Annotated in this window: 11 protein-coding genes; 8 read left to right on the top strand and 3 right to left on the bottom strand. The window is 64.3% G+C overall.

Translation table 11 applies throughout. The annotated features are described in order from the left end of the window. Nucleotides 1-295: 295 nt before the first annotated feature. From OS914_RS17605 to OS914_RS17580, 6 genes are all read left to right on the top strand, one after another. Nucleotides 296-1,324, top strand: coding sequence for an Lrp/AsnC family transcriptional regulator (locus OS914_RS17605; RefSeq protein WP_267547360.1), 1,029 nt, complete (start codon nucleotides 296-298; stop codon nucleotides 1,322-1,324). A 44-nt stretch (nucleotides 1,325-1,368) separates the two neighbouring features. Beyond that, on the top strand, nucleotides 1,369-2,634 hold the full coding sequence (locus tag OS914_RS17600) for an acyl-CoA dehydrogenase family protein (protein ID WP_267547359.1): 1,266 nt from the start codon (nucleotides 1,369-1,371) through the stop codon (nucleotides 2,632-2,634). Beyond that, nucleotides 2,627-3,751, top strand: coding sequence for a phosphotransferase family protein (locus OS914_RS17595; protein WP_267547358.1), 1,125 nt, complete (start codon nucleotides 2,627-2,629; stop codon nucleotides 3,749-3,751). Before OS914_RS17600 ends, OS914_RS17595 begins: the two co-directional genes overlap by 8 nt. Before the next feature lie 64 nt (nucleotides 3,752-3,815). Then, nucleotides 3,816-4,628: an HAD family hydrolase gene (locus tag OS914_RS17590; protein WP_267547357.1), complete on the top strand. Its 813-nt coding sequence runs from the start codon at nucleotides 3,816-3,818 to the stop codon at nucleotides 4,626-4,628. Between the two features lie 4 nt (nucleotides 4,629-4,632). After that, nucleotides 4,633-5,400: a glycerophosphodiester phosphodiesterase family protein gene (locus tag OS914_RS17585; RefSeq protein WP_267547356.1), complete on the top strand. Its 768-nt coding sequence runs from the start codon at nucleotides 4,633-4,635 to the stop codon at nucleotides 5,398-5,400. A gap of 85 nt (nucleotides 5,401-5,485) precedes the next feature. Continuing rightward, entirely contained in the window at nucleotides 5,486-6,595 is a 1,110-nt protein-coding gene (locus OS914_RS17580) for a glycerate kinase (RefSeq protein WP_267547355.1), read from the top strand. A gap of 66 nt (nucleotides 6,596-6,661) precedes the next feature. On the opposite strand, the gene OS914_RS17575 is transcribed toward OS914_RS17580, so the two are convergent. After that, nucleotides 6,662-7,996, bottom strand: coding sequence for a uracil-xanthine permease family protein (locus OS914_RS17575; protein WP_267547354.1), 1,335 nt, complete (start codon nucleotides 7,994-7,996; stop codon nucleotides 6,662-6,664). A gap of 311 nt (nucleotides 7,997-8,307) precedes the next feature. Between OS914_RS17575 and OS914_RS17570 the strand changes: the two genes are divergently transcribed. Together OS914_RS17570 and OS914_RS17565 are read left to right on the top strand one after the other, a co-directional pair. Then, the gene (locus tag OS914_RS17570; protein ID WP_267547353.1) at nucleotides 8,308-9,402 is read left to right on the top strand and encodes a DUF2891 family protein; all 1,095 of its coding nucleotides are present in this window, start codon (nucleotides 8,308-8,310) and stop codon (nucleotides 9,400-9,402) included. A gap of 24 nt (nucleotides 9,403-9,426) precedes the next feature. Then, nucleotides 9,427-10,362, top strand: a complete 936-nt coding sequence (locus tag OS914_RS17565; RefSeq protein WP_267547352.1) for a cation diffusion facilitator family transporter — start codon at nucleotides 9,427-9,429, stop codon at nucleotides 10,360-10,362. A gap of 35 nt (nucleotides 10,363-10,397) precedes the next feature. On the opposite strand, the gene pgm is transcribed toward OS914_RS17565, so the two are convergent. Together pgm and OS914_RS17555 are read right to left on the bottom strand one after the other, a co-directional pair. Beyond that, nucleotides 10,398-12,068: a phosphoglucomutase (alpha-D-glucose-1,6-bisphosphate-dependent) gene (gene pgm, locus OS914_RS17560; RefSeq protein ID WP_267547351.1), complete on the bottom strand. Its 1,671-nt coding sequence runs from the start codon at nucleotides 12,066-12,068 to the stop codon at nucleotides 10,398-10,400. A 134-nt stretch (nucleotides 12,069-12,202) separates the two neighbouring features. After that, entirely contained in the window at nucleotides 12,203-13,681 is a 1,479-nt protein-coding gene (locus OS914_RS17555) for a peptide MFS transporter (RefSeq protein ID WP_420713993.1), read from the bottom strand. Nucleotides 13,682-13,917 lie beyond the last annotated feature (236 nt).

The following is a 13,917-nucleotide window of genomic DNA, read 5'->3' as shown; positions in this document are numbered from 1 at the left end:
CATCGAGGCGGCAGAACGTGGTCAGGTCAGGGCTATGGAAGGTAGCGTGGAACACGAGGGCCTTGCGGTAGAGGAATCACGATCTAGACAATCCGATTCTCTCCCAAGGCCCTCACCTCAACCGAAACAACCTGCCGCCCACGGACTCCTAACGCGGCAACGCTGACTACACTCTCAATTCTGAAGAGCCCCTTTAGTCTGAGGTGATTTGGCTCATGACCATGCGTATCCCTGAAAATATGCAAAAATTTAGCTCATAAGAACATTTTCATGCATCATCTGCGAGGATCGTCTGATGGAACGCGAAACTCAGCTAAGTGAGGACGATCTGGCCTTGATCCATGCGCTCCAGATTGCGCCGCGGGCTGGCTGGGTGGAGGTGGCAGCTGTGCTGGGCGTTCATCCGACGAGTTTGGCCGCGCGGTGGGAGCGACTTAGAGCCTCGGGATTCGCTTGGGTTACGGCGCACCCAACGGGCGACCCACAGTCGGTGTCGTTGTCATTCATAGGAGTCGATTGCGTCATGGTGGACCAGTCGCGTGTCGTGGAGGCGCTCTGTGCCGTGCCGGAAATAATGACAGTGGAACAGACGGCCAGCAGCCGTGCGCTCATGTTGACGGTGATCACGGAGTCGATGACTCAGCTCAGCACCGAGGTCATCCCTCGTATTCGCGCCATCCACAGCGTGCTGGGCTACGAGACATCGCTGTGCACCCGGCAACATCAAAACGGCAGCTCGTGGCGGCTGAACGTTTTGAGCCGCGCTCAGCAGCAAAAGATGCAGTCGCTGGCCCGGGTTGATGGCTTAGACGGGCCGCTTCCCAAAAATCATCTGGATCTGCTGCCATTCCTGGCGGCCGATGGCCGGGTCACGGCCGCGCAGATCGCCCGCGCCTTGGGTCGGACTTCGGCAACTGTGCAGCGACAGCTCAATCGTGTACTGGCCTCAAATGTTGTGTCCTTCCGATGTGAAATTGCGCAAAGCCTCTCGGGCCTCCCGGTCACCTGCCAATGGTTCGTCAAGGTTCCGCCCGGGCAACAGGAGGCGGCGGCGGCCACAATACGGCGGATGCGCAATGTTAGGTTCAGCGCGTCGACCACGGGCCAGAGCAATTTCACAGTCATCATGTGGCTTCATTCGGTTGCCGACGTCATGGATGTTGAACTAAGCCTGCAACAAAACATTCCCGGCATAGAGCTGCTGGAGAGCGTGGTGATGCTCGCTTGCCCCAAGCGAGTGGGCTGGATGTTGCGCCCGGACGGCACCGCCGAGGCCGTGGTGGGCGGCGCCGAATCGACGGAGGCAGCGCAGCCACGGATCTAAACCGGCCCCTATTGATTGTCGGTATTGGGCCATAAGGTGGCGGCATGGACTTTTCCCCCTCCCCGCGTACCGCAGACCTCTGCGAACGGGTGGCTCTTTTCATCGCCGCTGAAATTATGCCGGTGGAACAGGAGTACGGCAGAAAGCTGGCGCAGGCGCGCACCGCCGGCCGGCAATGGCGCCCGCTGCCTGTTCTTAACGAGCTGCAGGTCAAGGCGCGTGCGGAGGGTCTGTGGAACCTTTTCCTTCCCGCCGGATACGAGGATGTGCTGGATGCGCGCTACCTACCGCGGGGTGGTGCGGGCCTGAGCAATGCGGATTATGCGCCGATCGCCGAACTCACCGGGCGGTCCTTTCTGGCGCCGATGGTTTTCAACTGCAACGCCCCGGACAGCGGAAATATGGAGGTGCTGATCAAATACGGTTCCGCAACGCAACGTGAACAATGGCTGGATCCGTTGCTGGACGGGCGGATCCGCAGTGCCTTTGCCATGACGGAGCCCGCGGTGGCTTCTTCGGATGCGACCAGCATGGAAACCACGGCAACCGTCTCCGGTGACCACGTCACGGTAAAGGGGCGCAAATGGTGGTCCACAGGCGTCGGGCACCCGGACTGCGACATCCTGCTGGTGATGGCTTTGACGGATCCGCAGGCTCCCCGGCACGCCCGGCATTCGATGGTTCTGATACCGCGCAGCACCGCAGGAGTGTCCGTAGAGCGGATGCTCCCGACGATGGGAATTTACGATGAGCCCGGCGGCCACGGTGAAATCTCCCTGACCGACGTGCGCGTTCCGCTGGCTAATGTCATTGCCGGACCGGGGCAGGCGTTTGCCATTGGGCAGGGCAGGCTGGGCCCGGGCCGGGTGCACCATTGTATGCGGCTGATCGGGCTGGCTGAAAGCGCCCTGGAGCTTGGCTGCCGACGGGCTCTGAGCCGGACGGCGTTCGGCAAGCCGCTGGCGGATCTGGGTGGAAACCGGGAGCGCATCGCCGAAGCCCGGATAGCTATTGATCAGGCTCGACTGCTGGTGCTGCATGCGGCGTGGCTGCTGGATACGCAGGGCACCGACGGCGCTGTCGCGGAGGTCAGCCAGATTAAGGCGGTGGTGCCGAAGATGGCACAAAAAGTGATTGACATGGCCATCCAGCTGCACGGCGCGGCCGGCCTGTCAGATGATTTTCCACTCGCCGCGGCCTGGACCCACGCCCGTGCCCTGCGGCTGGCCGACGGTCCCGATGAGGTGCACCTCGGCGTCGTCGCCGCTTACGAGCTGCGTAAATACCGGCCAAAAACAGCCGATGAGTGAGCCAGAGGACGCCGGCGCCGTCCGGGCCGAAGATGCCTTCGACGTCGCCGCCGTCGCCCGATGGTTGGAGCGTCAGGCGGCCGCTCAGCAGCGAAGCCAGCGGGCACCCGACCTGCGGGGGTTGTCGGGGCTTCCCGAGGTACGGCAGTTTGCCGGCGGGGCCTCGAATCTGACGTATCTGCTGAGCTACCCTCAGCGGGAGCTGGTTCTGCGGCGGCCCCCGGCCGGCAGCAAGGCCCGCAGCGCGCACGACATGGGCCGCGAATTCACCATCCAGCGACAGCTGAAGCCGGTGTATGATTTTGTGCCTGAGATGGTCGCGTTTTGCCACGATCCCGCCGTGATCGGATCGGATTTTTATCTGATGGAGCGGCTGGAGGGTGCCGTTCTGCGTCGGGATCTTCCGCTGGGAGTGGTGCTCGAACCAGGTCAGGCGCGCCGGCTGTGCACGGATGTACTGGACCGGCTGCTGGAACTGCACGCGGTGGATGCGCAGGCCGCAGGGTTGGGTGCACTGGGGCGCGGCGACGGTTATGTGGCGCGCCAGGTCCAGGGCTGGTCCACGAGGTACGTCGCAGCGAAGACCGCGGACGTTGGCGGATTTGAGCCGGTAATTGCATGGCTGGACGCACGGCAGCCGGCAGACTTGGGCACCTGCGTGATTCACAATGACTACCGGCTGGACAATATGGTGCTCTCCGCGCCGCGGCCGGGATGGCTGGCGCAGGAGCAGCCCGCCGTGGTGGGCATCCTGGACTGGGAGATGGCCACGCTTGGGGACCCGCTGATGGATCTCGGCGGAGCGCTGGCATATTGGGTCCAGGCCGACGACGACGAGGTCTTCCAGATACTGCGCCGCCAGCCCACTCATCTGCCCGGCATGCTGACGCGGTCCGAGGTGGTGGAGTACTACGCGGCGCGAACGGGACTGTCCATGCCCGCCGCGGACTGGATTTTTTATGAGGTGTTTGGCCTTTTTCGGCTGGCGGTGATCGCGCAGCAGATCTACTACAGGCACTTTCACGGACAGACCACGAATGAGGCGTTTTCCCAGCTGCACCACGCGGTGCGCTACCTTGAGCAGCGCTGCCGGGGACTTATTGCGGCAGCGGGCTGAGCGCCGTGCCGGAGAAGTTCGCTCGTTCGCAGATCAGCCCGATGGCATCCGATAGCCTGTGAGCATGCGGTTAATTGCCAGCGACATCGACGGAACGATCCTCGGTCATGACGGGAAAATCAGCCCCCGTACCATCCGGGCATTCCGGGCCGCCGCGGATGCCGGGGTGGAAATCGTCTTTGTGACGGGACGTCCGCCGCGTTGGCTGGACCCGTTGCGTGAGCAGATCGGCCACACCGGAATGGTCATTTGCTCCAATGGAGCGGTGGTCTATGACCTGGTCAGCGAACGGGTGACCTCGTCGCACCTGCTGCCGCTGGCGTCGGTACTGCAGGCCCGGGAGATCATCAAGGAACTGGTCCCCGACTCGGTCTTCGCGGTGGAGACGCTCGACGGGTTCCATTTGGAGCCCGGTTTCCTGGAGCCCGGGGCACTGGACCTGCTGGCCCACATAACACCGGCCCCGCTGCAGGAAACCGTCACCGCCAAATCCGCAGTGGTTAAACTCCTGGCGGTTACCCGGGGCAGCAGCGCGGACGCCTTTCTGGCCAAGGTTCGCCCTTCGGTGGACCGGCTGCTTGCCGTGACCCATTCGGCCGCCGTCACCGCCATGCTGGAAATGGGTCCGCACGGCATCAATAAGGCGGTGACGCTGGCGGACTACGCCGCGTCCCGCGGTATTGCAGCCCGTGACGTGGTGGCGTTCGGGGATATGCCCAACGACATTGAAATGCTGCGCTGGGCCGGCGCCGGCTACGCGATGGCCAGTGGGCACGAACGGGCGCGGGCAGCCACGGCGCTGCAGGCACCGGATTTTTCCGACGACGGCGTAGCTCAGGTCCTGGAGGCACGGCTCGCCGGACTGACGAAAGCGTGAGAGCGTGAGCAAACCCTTCCTGGCATCCGATGTCCCCGTGGCCTTCGCGCACCGTGGCTTTTCCCGGCGCGGTCTGGAGAATTCGGTCCCGGCCTTCCGCGCCGCCGTCGGGCTTGGCTTTAGCTACGTGGAGACGGATCTGCACACCACGGCGGACGGCGTGCTGCTGGTTTTCCATGACGCCACTTTGGCTCGTGTCACCGATGGGGAAGGCGACATCAGCGCATTGACGGCCGAGCAGGTGTCGCGGGCACGGATCGGCGGCACGGAGGCCATTCCGACCTTTGCCGAGCTGGTGGCTGCACTTCCCGGCATCCGGATGAACCTGGACGTCAAAGACGCCGGGTCGGTGCCGGCGCTGGCCCGCGCCATCGAGGAATTCGGGCTGCATGAGAGAGTCTGCGTGGCCTCCTTCTCCGACCGGCGCCGGCGCGCTGTGCTCAAACGGCTCTCCCGCCCGGTGGTGAGTTCCGCCGGCAGGACCCGGCTGGTGGCGTTCGTTTTTCTCGGACCATGGCTGCCGCATCCGCTACTGCGCCGCATCCTGCGGGATGTGGACTGCATCCAAGTGCCGGTGCGCTACCGCGGCATCCGGGTGGTCACCGGCAAATCTGTGGCCAGGGCCCACTCACTGGGGCTTAAGCTGCACGTCTGGACCATCAATGACGCGGCGCAGATGCATGCGCTCTTTGAGCTCGGTGTGGACGGCATCATGACGGACCGTGCGGACCTGCTCGCTGAGGTCATGCGGGAGCGCGGCTACTGGGTGTGAGCTGTGCCGCGGACCGGTCCGTTGGCTCCCCGGACCGGCCGGCCGCGCGTTCGGTAAGCCAGCGGCTAACTGGCAGGATGGAGCCATGCGGATTCTGATAGCACCGGATAAATTCAAGGGCACCCTGACGGCTGCGGAGGCGGCCGCAGCAATGGCGGAGGGGGTGCTGCGGGTTTATCCCGAAGCGACGGTGACCACACTGCCGATGGCCGACGGCGGTGAGGGCACCTTGGAGGCCGCGCTCGCCGCCGGGTACGAGGAGAGACTTAATGCCGTGGTGGGACCGATCCTCAAACCTGTGGGAGCTGCCTGGGCGATCAAAGGCACGACGGCGGTCATCGAGACCGCACAGGCCAGCGGCTATCTGCTCTGCGAACCAACTCGGGAAAACGCGCTGCGCGCCCACTCCTATGGCTGCGGACAGCTGATCGCCGCGGCGCTCGATGCCGGTGCCACCGACATCATCCTCGGCCTGGGCGGTTCGGCGATGAGCGATGCCGGCACGGGAGCGCTCCGCGCGCTGGGACTGCAGCTCCTGGATGTCCGCGGCAACCTGGTACCGCTCGGCGGCGGATCGCTGGGCGAGGTGGCCACCATCGATGCGACGGGGCTGGACCCCCGGCTGGCCGCGGCCCGGATCCGACTGGCCGTGGACGTGGACAACGTGCTCTGTGGCCCGAACGGTGCTGCGTATGTGTTCGCCCCGCAGAAGGGCGCCGATCCCCAGGCCGTGGAAATGCTGGACGCGGGGCTGCGGAACCTGGCCTCCGTGATTCGATCTGCCACGGGTACGGAGATCGACGTCCCCGGAGCCGGCGCGGCCGGCGGCTTCCCGTCGTCGTTCCTGGCCTATGCACGGGCAGACATCGAGGGCGGTTTCGCGTTGGTCGCAGAGCTGACTTCACTGGCCGGCGCTTTAGCGCAGGCTGACCTGGTGATCACCGGCGAAGGTTCGCTGGACGTGCAGTCCCTCTCCGGCAAGGCTCCGATTGGCGTCGCGGATGCGGCCAACGCCCGTGGGCTGCCCGTCGTCGTCGTGGCCGGTCGGATCGAAGTGACACCGGCGCAGTTGGCCGAACACGGAGTGGTGGCGGCGGCCAGCGCGGCGGAGGTGGCGCGCTCCGGCGAGGAAGCGCAGCTGCATGCGGCCCGATATGTAGCGCTGGCCACCGCGGAAGCACTGAACGGCGTCTGACCCAACCGGGTAGCAGCAGCTGCACCCAAATCGCGAAATGGCTGCCTTTGCTGCTACCTCGTTGGGTTAGATCTCTGCGCCCCGGGAGTCCGGGCCCAGCTCGTCCGGGGAACCGGTTTCGGGTTCGCGCGGATCCGGCGCCGTCCCGCGCCAGCGGGCCAGCGCGCTCATGCCGTGGTAAATCACCAGCGCGGCGGCCGTGCCCAGCGCAATGCCGGCGAACTGCAGGTCCCCAATGCTCCAGGTGTAGTCAGCAATTCCCACTACCAGCGCGACGGCGGCGGTAGTGAGGTTAATCGGGTTGGAGAAGTTGACCTTGTTCTGTACCCAGATCCGCACGCCCAGCACGCCGATCATGCCGTACAACATGGTGGCCGCACCGCCGAGCACTCCCGGCGGCACGGTGGCAATGGCGGCACCGAACTTCGGGCAAAAACTCAGCAGCAGGGCCGCGAATGCCGCTATCCAGTAGGCTGCGGTGGAGTAGACCCTAGTCGCCGCCATCACGCCGATGTTTTCAGCGTAGGTGGTGGTGCCGGAGCCCCCGCCCAGGCCGGCAAGGGTGGTGGCCACGCCGTCAGCGATCAGGGCGCGCCCGGCGAGTGGATCCAGGTTCTTCCCGGTCATCAGTGCCACGGATTTCACATGGCCGATGTTCTCCGCGACCAGCACCAGAACCACCGGAACGAAGAGGCCGACGACGGCAAAATGGAACTCCGGCAGGTGAAAGGGCGGCAGGCCGATCCATGAGGCGGTATTGATGCTGCCAAAATCCACTTCCCCGCGCAGCACCGCGGCAACGTAACCGACCAGCACCCCGACCAGGATGGACAGCCGGCCCAGAATGCCGCGGAACAGCACGCTCACCAGCAAAATAACCACCAGCGTAATCAGCGCCGTGACGGGTGCCTTGTCGAAATTGCCCTTGGCCGCCGGCGCCAGGTTCAGCCCGATCAGCGCCACAATTGTCCCGGTCACGGCCGGCGGCATGACCAGGTTGATCCAGGCCGCCCCGAAGCGCTGCACCAGCAGGCCGATCGCCGCCAGGACCACGCCGGCCATGACCACCCCGCCCAACGCCCCGCCGATTCCGAATTCGCTCTGGGCCGCAGTGATGGGGGCAATGAACGCAAAGCTGGACCCCAAATAGCTGGGAATCCTGCCGGCGGTAATGATCAGGAACAGGACTGTCCCAACGCCGGAGAAGAAAAGTGTGGTGGCCGGGGGCATTCCCGTCAGGATCGGCACCAAAAAAGTTGAGCCAAACATGGCGACGACGTGCTGCAGCCCGATCCCGGTGGTCCGTGGCCAGCTCAGTCTCTCGTGCGGGGCGACGACGTCTCCGGGTTTAATGGTCTTGCCGTCACCATGGACCGCCCATGTGGTACCGAGGGTGTTCATTTATGGTCTCTCCCTGCCCCGTTGGCCGGAACTGCCGTTAATCGGATCTGCGCTGATCAGACCTGCCGCTGACCGAAGCTAAGAATACCCGCCCCGGCATGCGAAGTTTTACGCGCTCTGCGCCGGCGCCAACTGAGCTCTGCGCTCAACGAGGTACTCGCGCATCATCGCCGGGGCCGTTTCTGGGAACCGTTCTGAAGTGCCTGGGCCAGCAGAGGGCGCGCGCCAGGCGGCGATCCGGGAAGGCGCGGTTCATCCTGTCGGCCAATATCCTGATCATGTTCCTCTCTGGCTTCTCACGAAAGGCAGCAATGGATTTCACCGACTCGGCAATGCAGGCCCTGAAGGATCAGTTGGCCCCGGTCTACGCCGGCATTGTGCGCGCTAATCTGCTGCAGAAGTATCCCTACCACCTGCAGCATCTGGTACAGGAGCCCGGGGACGTTGCGGCGCCGGAAGGGCTTTACCCGGCGTTTCACACCTCCTATGACTGGCACTCCTGCGTCCACATGCACTGGCTCGGTGTCCGGCTGCTGGCTCACGGGCTGCCCGCGGAACAGGAGAGCGCGCTGCGCGGGCTGGTCAACGCGAACCTGACGGCGGCTAATGTGGCGCTGGAGGCGGCGTACGTTGGTGCGCACCGCACCTTCGAACGGCCGTATGGCTGGGCCTGGGCGGCGCGACTTGCCGCTGCCTGTGAAATGTTCGACGACGGCGACGCCAACCGTTGGCGCGCAGCCCTGGAGCCCTTGGTGGCGGCCGTCTATGCCAACGCGGACGACTGGGCGACCTCGATTAAGCATCCCGTGCGGCACGGAGTCCACTCCAACACCGCCTTTGGCCTGGGCCTGTTGATTTCCGCAGCCCGGGATCTAGGGCGGGAGGCTGATGCTACATTGCTGACTGCCGCTGCGCTGCGCCTCTTCGGCACGGACCGGAACTGGGCCCAGGAATGGGAATTGAGCGGCCAGGACTTCCTCTCCGCAGGGCTGACAGAAGCGGATCTGATGGCCACGGTACTGCCCGCCGGAGAGTTCCGAACCTGGTTCCGCGGCTTCCTGCCGGACCTGGCCGAGTCGGCTCCCATCCTGACTGCGATCAGCGTGACGGACCCGTCCGACCCGCAAATGGCCCACCTGGACGGGCTCAATCTCTCCCGGGCCGGAGCGCTGCTGCGGATCAGCACAGCACTGGGGGTCAGCCCAGCACCGGAAATCAGCTCAGCAGCGGGGCGAAGCGCGGGTGAATCGGCAGCCGGCACGGCGGAAAATCAGATCCCACTTCTCCGCCGAGGAGCGCAGTCCCTGCTGACTGCAGGTTTGCCCGCCGTAATGACGGAGGAGTACGTCTCCTCGCATTGGCTGGCTTCCTTCGCCTGGGACGCCCTGGCAGCCGCCGCGACCTGAGTGGACCGCCCGTAGGATTGGAACATGTCAGGACACGAGCATCCGCAGGGCCATGGGCATTCACATGACGCAGCCGGCTCGCACCAGGGCCGGCTGGCCGTGGCCCTGGGGATCACGGTGCTGGTCTTTTTCCTTCAATTGGTCGGCGCTTGGTTGACCGGCTCACTGGCGCTGCTCTTTGACTCCGCGCACGTCCTGACGGATGCTGCCGGGCTGGGGATGGCGCTGCTGGCCGCCCGCTTGACGGCCCGGCCGGCCTCGGACCGCAGAACCTGGGGCTTTGCCCGTGCCGAGGTGCTGGCGGCGACGGCGCAGGCGGCGGTGCTGCTCGCCGTCGGCCTCGTGGTCCTGGTGGAAGGCATTGCGCGGCTGATCCATCCGACCACCATCGCCTCCACCGAAATGGCTGTCTTTGGGGTCATCGGCCTGGCCGGAAACATCATCTCGCTGCTGGTTTTGGCAGCTGGACGGGACCGGAATTTCAATATGCGTGCCGCCTTCCTTGAGGTGGTCAACGACGCACTTGGCTCGGTTGCCGTCATCGTAGCCGCGCTGGTGATCTCACTGACCGGCTGGCTCCAGGCGGACGCGGTTGTGGCGATGCTCATCGGCGTGCTCATCCTGCCGCGGACCATCAAACTGCTGCTGGAGACGATCAGCGTTCTACTGGAATCGACGCCATCGGGCCTGGACCTGGCCAGCGTCCGGCAACACATCCTTGAGGTCCCGCACGTGATCGCGGTGCACGATCTGCACGCCACCCAGATCGCGAGTGGTCTGCCGGTTCTCACGGCGCATGTGGTGGTGGATGACGGCTGCTTCCACGACGGCCACGCGCCACAGCTTCTGGATCTGCTGCAGCACTGCGTGGCGGGACACTTCAAGATCAGCGTGGAGCATTCCACCTTCCAGCTCGAGCCGGCCGGTCACAGCAGCCATGAATATGGCGTCCATGGCTAGCCGGTGCGCGGGGCGGACCAAGGGGCCAGCGTCGGTCAGGCGATGACGCCGTCGACCAGTGCCTTGGCCTCCGCCTGCACCTGCTTGAGGTGCTCATCTCCCTTGAAGGACTCGGCGTAAATCTTGTAGACATCCTCGGTGCCGGAGGGGCGGGCCGCAAACCAGGCACTGTCCGTGGTGACCTTCAGCCCGCCGATGGGCGCGCCGTTCCCGGGGGCGTCGGTGAGTTTGGCGGTAATCTCCTCACCGGCGAGGGTGGTCGCAGTCACGTCTGCGGCGGAGAGCTTGGCCAGCTTGGCCTTCTGCTCCCGGCTGGCTGCGGCATCAATGCGCGCGTACGACGGCGAACCAAAGCGGGCGGTCAGCTCACCGTAATGCTGTGAAGGAGTTTTCCCCGTAACGGCGGTGATCTCTGAGGCCAGCAGGGCCAGCAGGATGCCGTCCTTGTCCGTGGTCCAAACCGACCCGTCCTTCTTCACGAACGACGCACCTGCGGATTCTTCCCCGCCGAAAACGCCTTCCCCGGAGAGCAGCCCGGGGACGAACCATTTGAATCCAACAGGTACTTCCATCAGCTGGCGGCCCAGATCCGCCGCGACCTTGTCAATGATCGAGGACGAGACCAGGGTTTTGCCCACGCTGGCCGTTGCGGACCATTGGGTGCGGTGCGTGTACAGGTATTGGATCGCAACGGCGAGGTAATGGTTTGGATTCATCAGGCCACCATCAGGGGTGACGATTCCATGCCGGTCAGCATCTGCGTCATTGCCGGTCGCAATGTCATACGTGGACCGGGCGCCGGATGCGCCGCCCGCGGGCGCAATGGCCTTGATTAGGGACGCCATCGCAAAGGGCGAGGAGCAATCCATCCGGATTTTCTCGTCCCAATCCAGCGTCATGAAGGCCCACTGCGGATCGATGGTCGGGTTCACCACGGTGAGATTGAGGTTATGCCGCTCGCCGATCTCCCCCCAGTAATCCACGGACGCCCCACCCATCGGATCCGCGCCGATCCGCACTCCGGCGTTCCGGATGGCATCGAGATCCAGAATCGAGGGCAGGTCATCAACATAGCTGCTGAGAAAATCAAACTTTCCCGTTGTTTCCGCCGTCAGTGCGTCGGCGAGGGGGGTGCGGCGAATTCCGCGCAGGCCGTTTTCCAACAACTCGTTGGCACGGTCGGCAATCCAACCGGTGGCGTCCGAGTCAGCCGGCCCTCCGTGCGGGGGATTGTACTTAAATCCTCCGTCTCCCGGCGGATTATGCGACGGGGTCACCACGATCCCGTCGGCCTGCCCATCGCCGTGGCCGCGGCCACGGTTGTAGGTCAAAATGGCGTGCGAGACGGCGGGAGTGGGCGTGTAGCCGTGCCGGGCATCGACCAGCACCTGCACGCCGTATCCGGCCAGCACCTCCAACGCGGTGTTTTGCGCCGGTTCACTGAGCGCATGCGTGTCCTTCCCCAGAAACAGCGGGCCGGTGATGCCCTGGCCTGCCCGGTATTCGACGATCGCTGCGGTAATGGCAGCAATATGCGCATCGTTAAAGGAGGCCCGCAGGCTGGACCCCCGGTGGCCGGAGGTCCCGAAGGCAACTCGTTGACCGGGGTCGGTTAGATCCGGCGCGACATCGTAATAGGCGTCCAGAAGGGCGGTGAGGTCAACAAGGTCCGAAGGAAGGGCTACAGTGCCCGCGCGGCTAGACATGGTTCCAGCATGCCAGAATGAAGCCGTGGTTGGCACCACACGTCGGATATGTTGCTTAACGCCCTTCGAGGCCGCGCCGGAACGGACCGGCCCGAAGCAGGATCAGCTATCCGTGACGCCATCCGGAGTCCCGGTCAGTGCACCCCCGCCATCAGCTTTCTAATGGGCTTGGCGGCCAGCGCCAGCACTATGCCGAGCACTATTGCCGTAAGGCCGATCACGGCAAAGTAAGGTGTTTCATTGTCCTCGTGGTAATAACCGGCAAACACCCCGGAGAGCGCAGTCCCCAGCGCTACGGAGAGGAAGAACAGTGCGACCATCTGAGTGTGGAACGCCGTGGGCGCCAGTTTCGTGGCCAAGGAGAGCCCAACGGGGGAAAGCAGCAGCTCCGCGATGGTGAACAGCAGCAGAATCCATACCAGGGCCAGCAGCGGCACCGACGCCACGCCCGCCACGGGGATGAAGCTGAGGTAGGCCAGACCCATGACCACCAGCGCTGCCGCGAACTTCACCGGCGTGGTCCACTGCCGGGAACCGAGCTTGGTCCACAATGCCGCAAAGATGCCGGCGAAGACAATGATGAACACCGGGTTGATGGAGCTGGCCCAACTGGCGGGCATTTCCCAGCCCAGAAGGTTCCGGTCCAGGCGCTTGTCAGCATAGAGGGCTACCACGGTGAACTGCTGCTGGAACAGGGACCAGAAGGCCGCGCTGGCAATAAACAGGGGAATGAACGAGTAGACCCTGCTCCGCTCCTGGGCGTCGACTTTCCTGCTGGAAAGTATCACCACGAAATAGGCTATCGTCGCGACCACCACGATGCCGACGACGACCCACTTCAGGTTCTCGGCGGTCACCAGCCCGGTCAGCACCGCAAGGATCACGACGACGGCGGCGGCAGCACCGACGCCGATCATCAGCCGGTAGCGGCTGCGCGGGACCGGATTGGCCACCAGATGGGCTTCCTTGGGGAGATTCCTGCGCGTCAGCCCGTATTGCGTCAGTCCGATTGCCATCCCTACGGCGGCGGCACCGAAGCCGTAGTGGAAACCGAGCGTGGTCTGTAGCAGTCCGGTCAGCAGTGGGCCTATCAGGCCACCGATATTGATTCCCATGTAGAAGATGGAGAAACCGGCATCCCGCCGATCATCCTTCTCCCCATACAGCGAACCGACCAGGGACGTGGCGTTCGCCTTAAGCCCACCGGAGCCAATGGCGACCATGATCAGTCCCGCCGTCAGTCCGCCGGCGCCGGGAAGCAGCGCCAAGGATATGTGCCCGGCCATGATCACGATGGCGCTATAGAACAGCACCCGTTCCGGACCCAGCAGCCTGTCAGCCAGCCAGGCGCCAAGAATAGTAGACAAGTAGACGCCGCCCCCGTACGCTCCGACGAGCCCGACGGCTACGGTTTCGTCGATCCCCAGACCGCCCTGGGTTGCGGTGTAGTACATGTAGTAGGCGAGAATGCCCTGCATGCCGTAAAACGAGAACCGTTCCCAAAGTTCCACGCTGAACAGATTCAGGAGCATCTTGGGTTGGCCGAAGAATGTTTTATCCGCGGAGGGGCTTGGCACTCCGGGAGAAGTTCGTGTTGCGCTCATTTGTTCCATTTTGGCACTTCCGGCATGCAGGGTCACTTTTCTCCCATTGCCAGGCGTCCAATCTCGCCGCCACCGGCCCGGCCGGTAGTGAGGGCCCTCCGCCGGTCAAACCGTTTCGCCTCCGTGGTGCCTCATGTCAATATGCTCGCCAAATGATTCCTGCGTGCCTCATCTAATGTGCTCGCGAAAGTGTCATGCTGCGTGGGGTGCTTGGGAGTAGGTCTTGGCTGCGGCGAGCCGGATGA

The sequence above is a fragment of the Arthrobacter endolithicus genome, assembly GCF_026627425.1.
Taxonomy (GTDB): Bacteria; Actinomycetota; Actinomycetes; order Actinomycetales; family Micrococcaceae; genus Arthrobacter_M.
Note: the sequence above shows the minus strand (reverse complement) of the source record. Positions and strands in the feature narration are given on the sequence as shown.